The organism is Domibacillus aminovorans (genome assembly GCF_001643235.1).
Taxonomy (GTDB): domain Bacteria; phylum Bacillota; class Bacilli; order Bacillales; family Domibacillaceae; genus Domibacillus; species Domibacillus aminovorans.
Map to the genome: position 1 here is coordinate 32,256 of NZ_LQWY01000007.1, position 14,263 is coordinate 46,518.

The following is a 14,263-nucleotide window of genomic DNA, read 5'->3' on the forward strand; positions in this document are numbered from 1 at the left end:
TGAACACGAACAAATAATAGAGGATTGTTTCCTATAATACGGAATTGTTGAAGAAAGTTGAAGAAAGAGGAGTAGATACGATGACAGGAAAATCAGAATTACAAAATCAGGAAATGATTCTCGTGCTTGATTTTGGTAGTCAATATAATCAATTAATTACACGACGCATTCGCGAATTTGGTGTATATAGTGAGCTTCATCCACACACAATTACGGTGGAGGAAATTAAAGAAATCAATCCAAAAGGGATTATTTTCTCCGGCGGTCCAAACAGTGTGTATGCGGAAGGTGCATTTGGCTGTGACGAGCGTATTTTTGACTTGAATATTCCGATATTCGGCATTTGCTACGGCATGCAGTTGATGACAAAATATTATGGTGGCAAAGTAGAATCCGCGTCTCACCGTGAATACGGCAAAGCAGCGATTAACGTGCAGACAGAATCCGCGCTTTTCGCCGATCTTCCGAAAGAGCAAGTTGTCTGGATGAGTCATAGCGATCTTGTAACGGAAGCACCAGCAGGATTTACCGTTGATGTAGTGAATCCATCATGCCCGATTGCGTCGATGAGCTATGCAGAAAAAAATCTTTACGCTGTTCAATTCCATCCAGAAGTAAAACATTCTGTTTATGGCAATGATATTTTGAAAAATTTCGTCTTTGGCATTTGCGATTGCACGGGAGACTGGTCAATGGAAAACTTCATTGAAGTTGAAGTGGAAAAAATTCGTCAAATAGTCGGTGACAAAAATGTTCTTTGTGCCATGTCAGGCGGTGTTGATTCATCCGTGGTCGCGGTATTGATGCATAAAGCAATTGGTGATCAACTGACATGTATTTTTGTCGATCACGGTCTTCTGCGTAAAAACGAAGCAGAAGAAGTGATGGATACATTTGCAAATGGATTTAATATCAACATTATTAAAGTGGATGCAAAAGACCGCTTCTTGAGTAAACTTGCGGGTGTTTCTGATCCAGAGAAAAAACGCAAAATTATCGGTAATGAATTTATTTATGTATTTGACGATGAAGCGTCGAAACTAGAAGGTATTGATTACCTTGCACAAGGGACACTTTATACGGATATTATCGAAAGTGGAACAGCGACCGCACAAACGATTAAATCGCATCATAACGTCGGTGGCCTGCCAGAAGATATGCAATTCCAATTAATTGAACCGCTTAACACATTGTTTAAAGATGAAGTGCGTGCGCTCGGTTCTGAGCTTGGTATTCCAGATCATATCGTCTGGCGTCAGCCGTTTCCAGGACCTGGTTTAGGCATTCGTGTTCTTGGGGAAATTTCTGAAGAAAAATTGGAAATTGTCCGCGAATCGGATGCGATTTTACGTGAAGAAGTGCGTAACCATGGACTTGAACGTGAAATCTGGCAATACTTTACGGTCCTTCCGGATATCCGCAGCGTTGGTGTGATGGGTGATGCGCGTACGTACGATTATACAATTGGCATTCGTGCGGTGACATCGATTGATGGTATGACATCTGATTGGGCACGTATTCCTTGGGAAGTGCTTGAAGTGATCTCAACTCGTATTGTAAATGAAGTGGCCCATGTAAACCGTGTCGTGTATGACATTACAAGCAAGCCGCCTGCAACGATCGAGTGGGAATAAAGGCGAATTATTTTCTATCCCATTATGATGATCGTAAAAGGTCGTTCAAAAGAAGTGCACCCCATTATGTATTTCTTGTTTATTGTATTTGTTCTTTGCTTTATTTTTATTAAATAAGCGACTCACACCTTCCTATAAATAGGGAGGTGTTTTTTTGGACAGGTCCTCATGCTATACTGTAAAAAAACGAAGAACAATGGGGATATCACCGTGAGTAAATTTTTTGTAAAAAAAGTATTAAATAATAATGTGCTCATCGCGTCAGGAGAAGATCGTGTCGAAGTGGTGCTCATTGGCCGGGGAATTGGTTTCGGACGGCGTCAAGGAGACGAAATTGTTCGGGAATCTGTTGAAAAGCTGTTCGTGCTGACCGATCGGAATGAGCAGGAGCAATATAAAAAATTGCTGCCGAATATTGATGATGAAACATTAAGAGTGATTATTGCAGCAGTCGAATTAATTCGTGATCGTGTAGGGCAAACGTTAAACGAGCATATTCATGTCGGCCTCACCGATCATCTTTTGTTCGCTGTCAATCGGATGATCCGGGGGATTGGGATACGCAATCCCTTTTTGTTGGAAACGAAAGCGCTCTATCCGTTTGAATATGAAGTGGCAGAAGCAGTAACCAAGCTCATTAATCAGCGGCTGACAGTCGCGTTGCCGCCAGGTGAAGTAGGTTTTATTGCACTTCATATACATAGCGCGATTACGAATAAAGCGGTTCGTGATTTAAGCCGTTATTCAGAACTAATGGCAACGCTTATTCAACTGATTGAAGTGCAGCTAGATGTAAAGCTTGATAAAGAAAGTATTGATTATATGCGGCTTGTTCGTCATATCCGTTATACGATTGAACGGGTTGTCCGCGGCGAAAAAGTGGATGAACCAGAAAAAATAGCAAGTCTCTTGAAAACGGAATATCCAATATGCTATAATTTGTCGTGGAAGCTAATCAAAGTAATGCAGCAGACATTAAAAAAGCCAGTGTACGATGCGGAAGCGGTTTACTTGACGATGCATCTGCAACGGATTCAGACAAAAATGAAATAAATTATTCGTTCTTTACGTGTTACTGATACGATCAGGCATGAGTAAAGGAGATTTAGGGAAAACAGAGGTTATAACCACTTCTGTTTTCTACTGTCTTCTTTTCTCATGCCTTTTTTCGTGTTTGTCTGTTTTTTCTTTGAGAAGCTCATAATAAAAGTGATGAAGGAGGAAAATATATGTTTAAAAAACTTTTTGGTGTTTTACAAAAAATTGGTAAAGCACTCATGCTCCCTGTTGCAATTTTGCCGGCAGCCGGTCTACTTCTTGCATTCGGTAATGCTCTTCAAAACCCGACACTTGTCGAAATTGCTCCATTCCTTGAATTAAACTGGATTGTACAAGTGGCTGCGGTTATGGAAAATTCAGGGGATATTGTGTTTGGTAACTTGCCGATACTATTTGCTCTCGGTGTCGCTATTGGCCTTGCAGGAGGAGATGGTGTTGCCGGTCTTGCTGCGTTAGTTGGATATTTAATTATGAATGCCACAATGGGAACAGCTCTTGGTCTTGAAAAAATGGCTGTTTTGCAAAGCGGAGATCCTGCATATGCCTTAATCCTAGGTATTCCATCCCTTCAAACGGGTGTATTTGGAGGGATTATCGTCGGTGTTCTCGCGGCGTATATGTACAATAAATTCTTTAACATTGAATTGCCGTCTTATCTCGGTTTCTTTGCAGGTAAACGGTTTGTTCCAATTGCAACGGCTGCATCAGCGGTTGTGCTCGGTCTTTTAATGATCTTCATCTGGCCGACCATTCAAAGTGGTTTAAATACATTTTCTCATTTCGTTTTAAATTGGAATCTTGCCGGTTCGGCTTTCGTGTTCGGTGTCATTGAACGTGCATTAATTCCATTCGGTTTGCACCACATATTCTATACACCATTCTGGTTTGAGTTCGGTTCGTATGTAAACCAGGCTGGGGAAGTTGTGCGTGGTGACAACACGATCTTTCAGGCGCAAATTAAAGATGGCGTTCAAAACTTAACAGCCGGTACATTTATGACAGGTAAATATCCATTCATGATGTTCGGTCTTCCGGCTGCAGCGCTTGCGATTTATCATGAGGCACGTCCGGAACGTAAAAAAGTCGTTGCAGGTATTATGGGTTCTGCTGCTTTGACCTCTTTCTTAACAGGAATTACCGAGCCGCTTGAATTCTCATTTTTGTTCGTTGCACCCGTGTTGTTTGCCATTCACACAATCTTTGCAGGTCTCTCATTTATGACGATGCATCTTCTAAACGTTAAAATTGGGATGACCTTCTCTGGTGGTTTGATCGATTACATTTTATTCGGTGCGATTAACCCGCAAACGAATGCGTGGATCGTTATTCCGGTTGGTCTTGTGCTAGCCGTAATTTACTACTTTGGTTTCCGTTTTGCGATTCGTAAGTTTAACCTGGCAACACCAGGCCGTGAGCCAGAAAATGAAGATGCAGACAACGATGCACCAGCGGTTGTTGCAAGTGAGCTTCCGTATGAAATATTAGAAGCAATGGGAGGCAAAGAAAACATTGCCAACCTGGATGCATGTATTACACGTCTTCGCGTATCAGTTAATGACAGTGCCCATGTTGATAAAAAACGGTTGAAAAAGCTTGGCGCTGCCGGTGTTCTTGAAGTTGGCAACAGCATTCAAGCCATTTTTGGTCCTCGTTCAGACAGCTTACGTCACCAAATGGCGGATATTATGAAAGGAAATTCTCCGCGTCCGACTGCAGTGAAGCCGGATCAGGAAGTACAAAAGGAAGTACAAAAGGAAGTAGAACAAGCGGTGCCATCCGCCATCCGTAATGATATGGAAAGCCGATTTGTGGCGCCAATCACGGGTGAGTTACTTCCGATTACAGAAGTATCAGATCCTGTTTTCTCAGGGAAACTGATGGGTGATGGTTTTGCGATTAAGCCTTCCGACGGTATAGTTGTCTCACCGGTTGACGGCAAAATCGTGAACATTTTCCCGACAAAACACGCGATCGGTCTTGTGTCAGATAATGGCCGTGAAGTATTGATTCATTTCGGGATTGATACGGTGAAATTGAAAGGTGAAGGGTTCGAATCACTTATTTCAGAAGGAGATATAGTGAAAGCAGGCCAGCCTCTTCTCAAAGTGGATCTTGGTTACATTGCCGAAAACGCAACTTCAACGATCACGCCGATTATTTTTACAAACCTTGCTGAAGGTGAATCAGTCGTTGTCGATAAACCGGGCTCAGTGAAATTCGGTGACGAGAACATTATTACTATTAAATAAGAAGTGACCAGCCTCAAACAGTCTATTGCGGACTGTTTGAGGCTTTTTTATTTAATGAGTGTATGGTACACTGCCGTCAAAGAGGAGTGGAAAAATCAATGATAGATAGCGCCATTTTTATGGTTGTGATCATATTATTAATTAACGTTGTATACGTGTCGTTTTTCACGATTCGGATGATTTTGACATTGAAAGGATATCGGTATACAGCTGCTTTTGTCAGTACCATTGAAGTTGTCATTTACGTCGTTGGCCTCGGACTTGTTCTTGACAATTTAAATGAAATTCAAAACTTGATTGCATATGCCGCCGGTTATGGCCTTGGTGTCATCGTCGGAATGAAAATTGAAGAGAAGCTGGCGCTCGGTTATATGATGGTCAATGTGATCACGAAAGAGTACGACAAAGATTTGCCGAGGCAGCTTCGTGCAGAAGGGTACGGTGTGACAAACTGGGCAGCCAACGGTCTTGAAGGTGAGCGGATGGTTTTGCAAATATTAACACCAAGAAAATACGAATTAAAGCTTTATCAAAAAATACAAGAACTTGATCCGAAAGCGTTTATTATCGCGTATGAATCAAAGACGATTCACGGTGGGTTCTGGGTAAAAACAGTGAAAAAAGGAATGCTGATGAAATGAGCAAAAAGAAAATATTCCGAGTTGAAGCAGAGGAAACGATTGATCATTGTCTGAACCGGATGAAAGACGAAGGATACGTCCCGGTCCGGCGAATGGAAAAGCCTGTTTTTGAAGAGAAAAAGCAAAATGGAGAGACGATTCATGTCCCAATCGGCCGTGAAATCGTCTTTGAAGGTAAGAAAGTAACATAAATACGAACGTTTAAATAAACACAATGAATATCGTTCGATTTTTATTGACAACTGCTCCGCGTCGTTGTTAATATGTAAATGACAAATAAAGCACCTCATATAATAGCGGGGATATGGCCTGCGAGTTTCTACCGGCTGCCTTAAACAGCTGACTATGGGTGAAAGCATTCGGAATCTCGATCGGCTGCGGACGAATCGCTTTCTCCTTCAACGGGGAAAGTAGGTTGTCCGCTTTTTTTTATGTAAAATAATCTCACATTGGAGGATCAATATGACGATTGAAGTTGGTGTTATTATGGGTAGCACATCTGATTGGGAAACGATGAAACATGCATGTGACGTACTCGATGAACTTGGAGTATCGTATGAAAAACGTGTCGTATCCGCACATCGTACACCTGATTTAATGTTTGAATATGCCGAGTCTGCACGTGAAAGAGGCATTAAAGTGATTATTGCCGGCGCGGGCGGAGCGGCTCATTTGCCGGGTATGACTGCGGCGAAAACGACATTGCCGGTTATCGGCATTCCCGTACAATCGAAAGCATTGAATGGGCTTGACTCTTTATTATCAATCGTTCAAATGCCAGGTGGTGTACCGGTTGCGACGACAGCGATTGGCAAAGCAGGCGCAACGAATGCCGGACTGCTGGCTGCGCAAATTTTGTCTATTACTGATGCGAAAATTGCCGAAAAATTAGAAAATCGCCGAAAAGAAACAGAAAAAACGGTGTTAGAAAGCAGTGATCAACTTGGCTAGAAAAATCATTGAACCGGGCAAAACGATTGGCATTATTGGTGGAGGACAACTTGGTCGGATGATGGCGCTCGCGGCGAAAGAAGCAGGCTTTCGTATTGCTGTGCTGGAGCCAACAGAAGGTGCACCATGTACACAAACAGCCGATATTGTCATTCAAGCACCATATGATGACCAGGCTGCCTTAAAACAACTTTCTGATGTAAGTGACGTCATTACGTATGAATTTGAAAATATTGATTACGAAGGATTAAAAGAGTTAATGAAAGAAGCGTATGTGCCGCAGGGAGCAGAACTGATCCGCATTACGCAAAATCGTGTTTTTGAAAAAGAAGCGATTACGAATGCAGGTGTGCCAGTTGCTCCGTACCGTGTAATCCGGACAGAAGCTGATCTTAAGCAAGGCATGGAAGATCTCGGGTTACCGGCTGTGCTGAAAACAGCAACGGGCGGCTACGATGGAAAAGGACAATTCGTATTGAAAGAAGTTGAACAAGCGAATGAAGCATCTGCTCTTTTAACACATGGAGAATGTGTCCTTGAGCAATGGGTACCGTTTGAAAAAGAGATTTCCGTTATTATTACGCGTAACCCTGCAGGCGAAACGACGTATTTCCCAGCAGCAGAAAACATTCACGTTGACAACATTTTGCATGAATCCATTGTACCTGCTCGAATTTCTGATGAAACAAAGCAGGCTGCATTTAAAGCAGCAGAAAAAATTGCGTCCGCATTGTCGCTTGTCGGCACGCTTGCTGTAGAAATGTTTATTGGGAAAAATGGTGAAATTTATATTAATGAACTTGCACCGCGGCCACATAATTCAGGGCACTATACAATTGAAGCTTGCGGTATTTCACAGTTTGGACAGCATATTCGTGCCATTTGTAACTGGCCGCTCAAAAGTACAGAATTGTTGAAGCCAGCCGTGATGGTAAATATACTCGGTGAACATGTAGATGGGGTCATTCAAGCGATCCTTAGCAAGCCGGAATGGTCGATTCATTTATATGGTAAAGATGAAGCGAAAGAAAAACGCAAGATGGGACATGTGACCATTTTAGCTGATACAGTTGAAGAAGCGCTGCAAGATATAGATGAAAGTCGAATTTGGGCAAACTAAGACGTACACATATCGGAGGATGAAAAAATGATTGAACGTTATACACGACCGGAAATGGGCACCATCTGGACAGAAGAAAACAAATTTAAAGCATGGCTTGAAGTTGAAATTCTTGCATGTGAAGCATGGGCTGAAATTGGCGATATTCCGAAAGAAGATGTAAAGAAGCTTCGCGAGAACGCCAGCTTCGATATTAACCGAATAAACGAAATTGAACTTGAAACGCGCCATGATGTTGTAGCCTTTACACGTGCGGTATCAGAAACACTTGGTGAAGAGCGTAAATGGGTTCATTACGGATTAACGTCAACAGATGTCGTCGATACAGCATTGTCTTACTTACTCAGACAGGCAAATGATATTTTACGTAAAGACATTGAATCATTCATCGAAATCCTCCGTAATAAAGCGATTGAACATAAACATACGGTCATGATGGGCCGCACGCATGGCGTTCATGCAGAACCGACAACATTCGGTCTTAAAATGGCGCTTTGGTACGAAGAAATGAAACGGAATCTCAAGCGTTTTAATGATGCTGCAGAAACTGTTGAGTTTGGCAAAATTTCCGGCGCAGTCGGCACATATGCGAACATTGATCCGTTCGTTGAAGAGTATGTTTGCAAAAAGCTTGGGACGAAACCGGCTCCAGTATCAACGCAGACACTTCAGCGTGATCGTCATGCTCATTATATGGCAACACTTGCACTCGTTGCCGCATCCATTGAAAAGTTTGCAACAGAAGTACGTGGTTTGCAAAAATCAGAAACGCGTGAAGTAGAAGAATTTTTCGCTAAGGGTCAAAAAGGATCTTCAGCAATGCCGCATAAACGAAATCCGATCGGTTCAGAAAATATGGTTGGCCTGGCACGTGTGATTCGTGGTCACATGGTTACAGCGTATGAGAACGTCTCGCTCTGGCATGAACGCGATATTTCGCATTCATCAGCAGAACGTGTGATTTTACCGGATGCGACGATTGCTTTGAACTACATGCTGAATCGTTTCGGCAATATCGTGAAAAACTTGACTGTATTCCCTGACAATATGAAGCGCAATATGGATCGCACATTGGGCCTTATTTACTCACAGCGCGTTCTACTTGCATTGATTGACAAAGGCATGGCGCGTGAAGCAGCGTACGATACTGTTCAACCGAGAGCGATGGAAGCATGGGATAAGCAAGTTCAATTCCGTTCACTTGTAGAAGCAGATGAAACGATTACGTCGAAACTATCCGCTGAAGAAATTGCAGACTGCTTTGATTACAACTATCATTTGAAGCACGTTGACACAATCTTTGACCGCATTGGCCTAAAGTAATGCTTATTCCTAAATCGGGAGGAACCGGATATGAACAAAGGTAAACAGCTTTATGAAGGAAAAGCGAAACGTATTTATGCAACTGACCAAGAAGATGTTGTCTGGATTGAATATAAAAACTCAGCGACCGCATTCAATGGTGAAAAAAAAGCTGAAATTGAAGGTAAAGGCCGTTTAAACAACTTAATTACGGGACTACTCTTTCAGAAACTTGCAGAAAAAGGGATCGAATCCCATTTCGTTGAACAAATTTCTGAAAATGAGCAACTTGTGAAACATGTAACGATTATTCCACTTGAAGTCGTTGTCCGTAACATTGCGGCAGGCAGCGTTGCAAAACGTCTCGGCCTTGAAGAAGGAACTCCTTTTAAAGAGCCAATTGTTGAGTTTTATTATAAGAATGATGAACTTGGCGATCCGCTACTGACAGAAGATCATGTGAAAATTCTCGATATTGCAACGCCTGAAGAATTACAACTTTTGAAAAAAGAAGCATTGCGTGTAAATGATGTGCTTGTTCCGCTTTTCAGTGAAATAGATATTGAGCTGATCGACTTTAAAATCGAGCTAGGCAAAGATAAAAACGGTCATATTTTACTTGCGGATGAAATTTCACCGGACACATGTCGTCTTTGGGAAAAAGGGACAAACCGCAAATTAGATAAAGACCTTTTCCGCCGTGATCTCGGCGGATTAACAGAAGCATATACTGAAATTTATAAACGACTTGGAGGAACAATCTAATGTATAAAGTTAAAGTTTACGTCACACTTCGCGAAAGTGTATTGGATCCACAGGGGAAAGCAGTACAGCAGTCTTTATCAAGCCTTGGTTATAATGGTGTAGAAGATGTACGTATTGGAAAATACATGGAACTTCAGTTTGACGACACAGTAACAGATGTAGAGGGAACTGTGAAAGAAGTTTGCGAAAAGCTATTGTCTAACCCGGTTATTGAAGATTACAGATATGAAATCGAGGAGAGTGCGAAACAGTGAAATTTGCAGTCATCGTATTTCCAGGGTCCAACTGTGATGTGGACATGTATCATGCAGTAAAAGATGAGCTTGGTGAGCAAGTGGATTTAGTGTGGCACGACGCCGACAATCTTGATCAATATGACGGGATTTTAATTCCAGGCGGCTTCTCGTACGGCGATTACCTTCGTTCGGGCGCGATTGCACATATGTCAGTTGTCATGAATGCCATTAAAAAAGCGGCTGAAGCAGGCAAGCCTGTTCTGGGTGTATGCAATGGATTCCAAATTTTGCTTGAATCTGGACTTCTCCCAGGTGCGATGCTTCGCAATAAAAACTTGAAATTCATTTGCCGGACAGTTGAGCTGTCGGTTGAGAATAATAAAACAATGTTTACGTCTTCGTACGAAAAAGGCGATAAAATCCGCGTTCCAATTGCGCATGGTGAAGGCAACTACTACTGTGACGACGAAACGCTGGCGAAATTAAAAGAAAACAATCAAATTGTATTCACGTATGCGAGCGATGTGAATGGCAGTCTTTCGGACATTGCTGGCATTACAAACGAAAAAGGTAACGTACTCGGTATGATGCCGCATCCGGAGCGTGCTGTTGATGATCTTCTTGGCAGCGCAGACGGACTTAAACTTTTCCAATCAATTGTGAAACACTGGAGGGACTCTCATGTCGTTAACGCTTGAACCAAACGCGCAACAAATTAAAGATGAAAAGCTGTACCGTACGATGGGCTTGACGGACGAAGAATTTGATAAAGCAACAGAAATTATTGGACGTTTGCCAAATTATACAGAGACAGGTCTTTTCTCGGTTATGTGGTCTGAACACTGTAGTTATAAAAACTCAAAGCCAGTTCTTCGCAAATTCCCGGTTGAAGGCGAGCACGTTCTTCAAGGGCCAGGTGAAGGCGCAGGAATCGTTGACATTGGTGACGGTCAAGCGGTCGTATTTAAAATTGAAAGCCATAATCACCCGTCTGCAATTGAACCGTATCAAGGTGCAGCAACAGGTGTAGGTGGTATTATCCGCGACGTTTTTTCAATGGGTGCACGTCCGGTTGCGATTTTAAACTCGCTTCGTTTCGGTGAGCTTGAAACGTCACGTGTGAAATATTTGTTTGAAGAAGTGGTTGCCGGTATTGCTGGATATGGCAACTGTATCGGTATTCCGACAGTCGGCGGCGAAATCGGATTTGATCCATCTTATGAAGGCAATCCACTTGTAAATGCAATGTGTGTCGGCTTAATTGCTCATGAAGATATTCAAAAAGGGCAGGCAAAAGGCGTTGGGAACACGGTCATGTACGTTGGTGCGAAAACAGGACGCGACGGCATTCATGGAGCAACGTTTGCCTCTGAAGAACTAAGCGAAAGCTCTGAGGAAAAACGACCGGCTGTTCAAGTAGGCGATCCATTTATGGAAAAATTGCTTCTTGAAGCTTGTCTCGAGCTTATTAATAATGATGCCCTCGTCGGTATTCAAGATATGGGTGCAGCAGGTCTTACAAGTTCTTCCGCTGAAATGGCATCCAAATCTGGTTCAGGTATGGAAATGAATCTTGATTTGATCCCGCAGCGTGAAACAGGCATGACACCATACGAAATGATGTTATCTGAATCACAGGAACGCATGCTTATCGTGGTAGAAAAAGGACGCGAAAAAGAAATCGAAGACTTATTTGCCAAATATGATCTTGAAGCGGCGTCGGTCGGCGTTGTAACAGACGACAAAATGCTCCGTCTTCTTCATAAAGGCGAAGTGGCAGCAGAAGTACCGGTAGATGCATTAGCAGAAGATGCACCGGTTTACTATAAACCATCAGCTGAACCGCAATACTTCCGTGACTTCCAAGCAATGGAACTAACAACACCGAATGTAACGGATTACAAAGAAACACTTGTAAACCTTTTGAAGCAGCCGACTATAGCGAGCAAAGAGTGGGTATATGATCAATACGATTATCAAGTACGGACAAATACAGTTGTCGCACCAGGTTCTGACGCAGCGGTCATCCGTCTGCGCGGCACAAATAAAGCTCTTGCCATGACAACAGACTGTAACTCCCGCTATATTTACCTTGACCCGAAAACAGGTGGCAAAATTGCGGTTGCAGAAGCAGCGCGTAACATCGTTTGTTCAGGTGCAAAACCACTAGCCATTACAGATGGATTGAACTATGGAAGCCCTGAAAATCCGGGTGTATTCTGGCAGCTTGAAGAATCAGCTGACGGCATCAGTGAAGCATGTTTGGCGCTTGAGTCACCGGTTATCGGTGGAAACGTCTCTTTATATAACGAAACGAATGGCACAGCGATTTATCCAACACCAGTTATTGGTATGGTAGGATTAATTGAACATACAGATCATATTACAACACAATCAGTCAAACAAGCGGACGATCTCGTTTATGTCATCGGTGATGCTCTAAATGAATTTGGCGGCAGTGAATTGCAGAAAATGACGAATGGCGGCGAAATTTTCGGTCAAGCACCAGCGATTGATTTAACAGTTGAAAAAGCGCGTCAAGATGCCGTTCTTTCAGCCATTAAATCAGGTCTCGTTCAATCTGCTCACGATATTTCAGAAGGTGGATTCGCAGTAGCTCTTGTTGAAAAAACATTTGGCACAAATCTTGGTGTAAATGTATCACTTGAAGGCGAGGCAACGGCAGTATTGTTTGCAGAAACACAATCCCGTTTTGTCGTCACAGTGAAAGCAGAAAACAAAGAAGCATTTGAAGCAGCGGTACAAGATGCAAAACAAATTGGTAAAGTAACAGCACAGCCAGTTGTGTCCATTCGTGTCAATGGAGAAGAAGTGGTACAGGCATCCGTCAAGAATCTTGAGGACGCCTGGAAAGGAGCTATTCCATGCTTGCTGAACTCAGAGGCTTAAATGAAGAGTGTGGCGTTTTCGGTATCTTCGGTCATGAAAATGCATCACAAATCACGTATTATGGTCTTCAAAGCCTTCAGCACCGCGGACAAGAAGGAGCGGGCGTCGTCATGAGTGACGGCGAACACCTTCGCGGTCATAAAGGGGAAGGACTTGTCACAGAAATTTTCAACCAGGATATTGTCAACGGATTGACAGGGTCGAGTGCGATTGGCCACGTTCGGTATAAAACAGCAGGCGGCGGTGGATATGAAAATGTTCAACCGTTTCTCTTCCATTTCCAAACAGGCAGTTTTGCACTTGCACATAACGGAAATCTGATCAATGCAACTTCTTTAAAGAGTGAGCTTGAAGCGCAAGGCAGTATTTTTCAAACGACATCTGACACGGAAGTGTTGGCTCATTTAATTCGTCGAAGCGGTCTCGGTTCGATGAAAGATCGGTTGAAAACAGCGTTATCAATGTTAAAGGGTGCATATGCGTTTCTTGTGATGACGGAAAAAGAGATGCATGTGGCACTCGATCCACAAGGAATGCGACCACTTTCGATTGGGAAACTAGGCGATGCGTATGTCGTTGCATCTGAAACGTGTGCATTTGATATTGTCGGTGCCGAATTTGTACGTGACGTACAGCCTGGAGAATTGATTACGATCAATGAAGATGGTCTTCAATCTGAACAGTTCGCAGTTGCCACAAACAGTGCAATTTGTACGATGGAATACGTATATTTCTCCCGCCCGGACAGTGACATTCACAATATTAACATTCACAGTGCCCGGAAACGTCTCGGTAAAATGTTGGCAAAGGAAGTAAATATTGAAGCGGACGTCGTTACAGGTGTGCCGGATTCAAGTATTTCAGCGGCGATTGGTTTCGCAGAAGCAACAGGTATTCCGTACGAAATGGGCCTCATTAAAAACCGTTATGTCGGCCGTACGTTCATTCAGCCTTCTCAATCGCTTCGTGAGCAAGGGGTGAAGATGAAACTTTCTCCTGTGCGCGGCGTTGTTGAAGGAAAACGGGTCATTATGGTCGATGATTCGATTGTGCGTGGAACGACAAGCAGACGAATTGTTACAATGTTAAAAGATGCGGGTGCGAAAGAAGTACATGTATGCATTAGTTCACCGCCAATTAAGCATCCTTGTTTCTACGGGATCGATACATCGAAAAGTGAAGAATTAATCGCAGCACATTATTCAACAGAAGAATTGCGCGAATTAATCGGGGCGGATTCATTGACCTATTTGAGTCCAGAAGGAACAATAGAAGCAATTGGCCATGAACAGAAAGATGGCGAATGTGGACAATGTATGGCTTGTTTTACAGGTAACTATCCGACTGAAATTTATCCGGATACGGAACATCCAATTACCAAATGCTAATGCACCGG

General features: G+C 42.9%; 13 protein-coding genes and 1 riboswitch. All 13 genes read left to right on the forward strand.

Translation table 11 applies throughout. The features are described from left to right. Nucleotides 1-80: 80 nt before the first annotated feature. Complete coding sequence (gene guaA / locus AWH49_RS04025) at nt 81-1,634, forward strand: glutamine-hydrolyzing GMP synthase (protein ID WP_018395489.1); 1,554 nt, start codon at nt 81-83, stop codon at nt 1,632-1,634. A 210-nt stretch (nt 1,635-1,844) separates the two neighbouring features. Continuing rightward, nucleotides 1,845-2,687 carry a glucose PTS transporter transcription antiterminator GlcT gene (glcT, locus tag AWH49_RS04030; RefSeq protein WP_063964727.1) on the forward strand — a complete coding sequence of 281 codons (843 nt, stop codon included), beginning with the start codon at nt 1,845-1,847 and terminating at the stop codon, nt 2,685-2,687. Nucleotides 2,688-2,863: 176 nt separating this feature from the next. Beyond that, nucleotides 2,864-4,942 carry a glucose-specific PTS transporter subunit IIBC gene (gene ptsG, locus AWH49_RS04035; RefSeq protein WP_063964728.1) on the forward strand — a complete coding sequence of 693 codons (2,079 nt, stop codon included), beginning with the start codon at nt 2,864-2,866 and terminating at the stop codon, nt 4,940-4,942. Nucleotides 4,943-5,040: 98 nt separating this feature from the next. Continuing rightward, nucleotides 5,041-5,583: a DUF2179 domain-containing protein gene (locus AWH49_RS04040; RefSeq protein ID WP_063964729.1), complete on the forward strand. Its 543-nt coding sequence runs from the start codon at nt 5,041-5,043 to the stop codon at nt 5,581-5,583. Further along, nucleotides 5,580-5,774: an NETI motif-containing protein gene (locus AWH49_RS04045; protein ID WP_018395493.1), complete on the forward strand. Its 195-nt coding sequence runs from the start codon at nt 5,580-5,582 to the stop codon at nt 5,772-5,774. Before AWH49_RS04040 ends, AWH49_RS04045 begins: the two co-directional genes overlap by 4 nt. 75 nt (nt 5,775-5,849) lie before the next feature. Then, a riboswitch (purine riboswitch) is annotated at nt 5,850-5,949 on the forward strand. 96 nt (nt 5,950-6,045) lie between these two features. Further along, a complete protein-coding gene (gene purE, locus AWH49_RS04050) occupies nt 6,046-6,534 on the forward strand; it encodes a 5-(carboxyamino)imidazole ribonucleotide mutase (RefSeq protein ID WP_034288670.1) in 489 nt (162 codons plus the stop codon). Further along, nucleotides 6,527-7,654, forward strand: coding sequence for a 5-(carboxyamino)imidazole ribonucleotide synthase (gene purK, locus AWH49_RS04055; protein ID WP_063964730.1), 1,128 nt, complete (start codon nt 6,527-6,529; stop codon nt 7,652-7,654). Before purE ends, purK begins: the two co-directional genes overlap by 8 nt. Before the next feature lie 27 nt (nt 7,655-7,681). Next, complete coding sequence (purB, locus tag AWH49_RS04060; RefSeq protein WP_018395496.1) at nt 7,682-8,977, forward strand: adenylosuccinate lyase; 1,296 nt, start codon at nt 7,682-7,684, stop codon at nt 8,975-8,977. A 30-nt stretch (nt 8,978-9,007) separates the two neighbouring features. Then, entirely contained in the window at nt 9,008-9,721 is a 714-nt protein-coding gene (purC, locus tag AWH49_RS04065; protein WP_018395497.1) for a phosphoribosylaminoimidazolesuccinocarboxamide synthase, read from the forward strand. After that, nucleotides 9,721-9,975 (forward strand): phosphoribosylformylglycinamidine synthase subunit PurS, encoded by a 255-nt coding sequence (gene purS, locus AWH49_RS04070; RefSeq protein ID WP_018395498.1) that lies wholly within the window; start codon nt 9,721-9,723, stop codon nt 9,973-9,975. The genes purC and purS overlap by 1 nt, the downstream gene beginning before the upstream one ends. Beyond that, nucleotides 9,972-10,655, forward strand: coding sequence for a phosphoribosylformylglycinamidine synthase subunit PurQ (gene purQ, locus AWH49_RS04075; protein WP_034288681.1), 684 nt, complete (start codon nt 9,972-9,974; stop codon nt 10,653-10,655). Before purS ends, purQ begins: the two co-directional genes overlap by 4 nt. Continuing rightward, nucleotides 10,639-12,867 (forward strand): phosphoribosylformylglycinamidine synthase subunit PurL, encoded by a 2,229-nt coding sequence (gene purL, locus AWH49_RS04080; protein WP_063964731.1) that lies wholly within the window; start codon nt 10,639-10,641, stop codon nt 12,865-12,867. The genes purQ and purL overlap by 17 nt, the downstream gene beginning before the upstream one ends. Continuing rightward, on the forward strand, nt 12,843-14,255 hold the full coding sequence (purF, locus tag AWH49_RS04085) for an amidophosphoribosyltransferase (RefSeq protein WP_063964787.1): 1,413 nt from the start codon (nt 12,843-12,845) through the stop codon (nt 14,253-14,255). Before purL ends, purF begins: the two co-directional genes overlap by 25 nt. The last annotated feature ends 8 nt before the right edge of the window (nt 14,256-14,263 follow it).

What these genes read in the sequence shown, in the direction of transcription:
- guaA (WP_018395489.1), top strand. Translation starts at nt 81, where the DNA reads ATGACAGGAAAATCAGAATTACAAAATCAGGAAATGATTCTCGTGCTT.
- ptsG (WP_063964728.1), top strand. Translation starts at nt 2,864, where the DNA reads ATGTTTAAAAAACTTTTTGGTGTTTTACAAAAAATTGGTAAAGCACTC.
- AWH49_RS04040 (WP_063964729.1), top strand. Translation starts at nt 5,041, where the DNA reads ATGATAGATAGCGCCATTTTTATGGTTGTGATCATATTATTAATTAAC.
- AWH49_RS04045 (WP_018395493.1), top strand. Translation starts at nt 5,580, where the DNA reads ATGAGCAAAAAGAAAATATTCCGAGTTGAAGCAGAGGAAACGATTGAT.
- purE (WP_034288670.1), top strand. Translation starts at nt 6,046, where the DNA reads ATGACGATTGAAGTTGGTGTTATTATGGGTAGCACATCTGATTGGGAA.
- purB (WP_018395496.1), top strand. Translation starts at nt 7,682, where the DNA reads ATGATTGAACGTTATACACGACCGGAAATGGGCACCATCTGGACAGAA.
- purC (WP_018395497.1), top strand. Translation starts at nt 9,008, where the DNA reads ATGAACAAAGGTAAACAGCTTTATGAAGGAAAAGCGAAACGTATTTAT.
- purS (WP_018395498.1), top strand. Translation starts at nt 9,721, where the DNA reads ATGTATAAAGTTAAAGTTTACGTCACACTTCGCGAAAGTGTATTGGAT.
- purL (WP_063964731.1), top strand. Translation starts at nt 10,639, where the DNA reads ATGTCGTTAACGCTTGAACCAAACGCGCAACAAATTAAAGATGAAAAG.
- purF (WP_063964787.1), top strand. Translation starts at nt 12,843, where the DNA reads ATGCTTGCTGAACTCAGAGGCTTAAATGAAGAGTGTGGCGTTTTCGGT.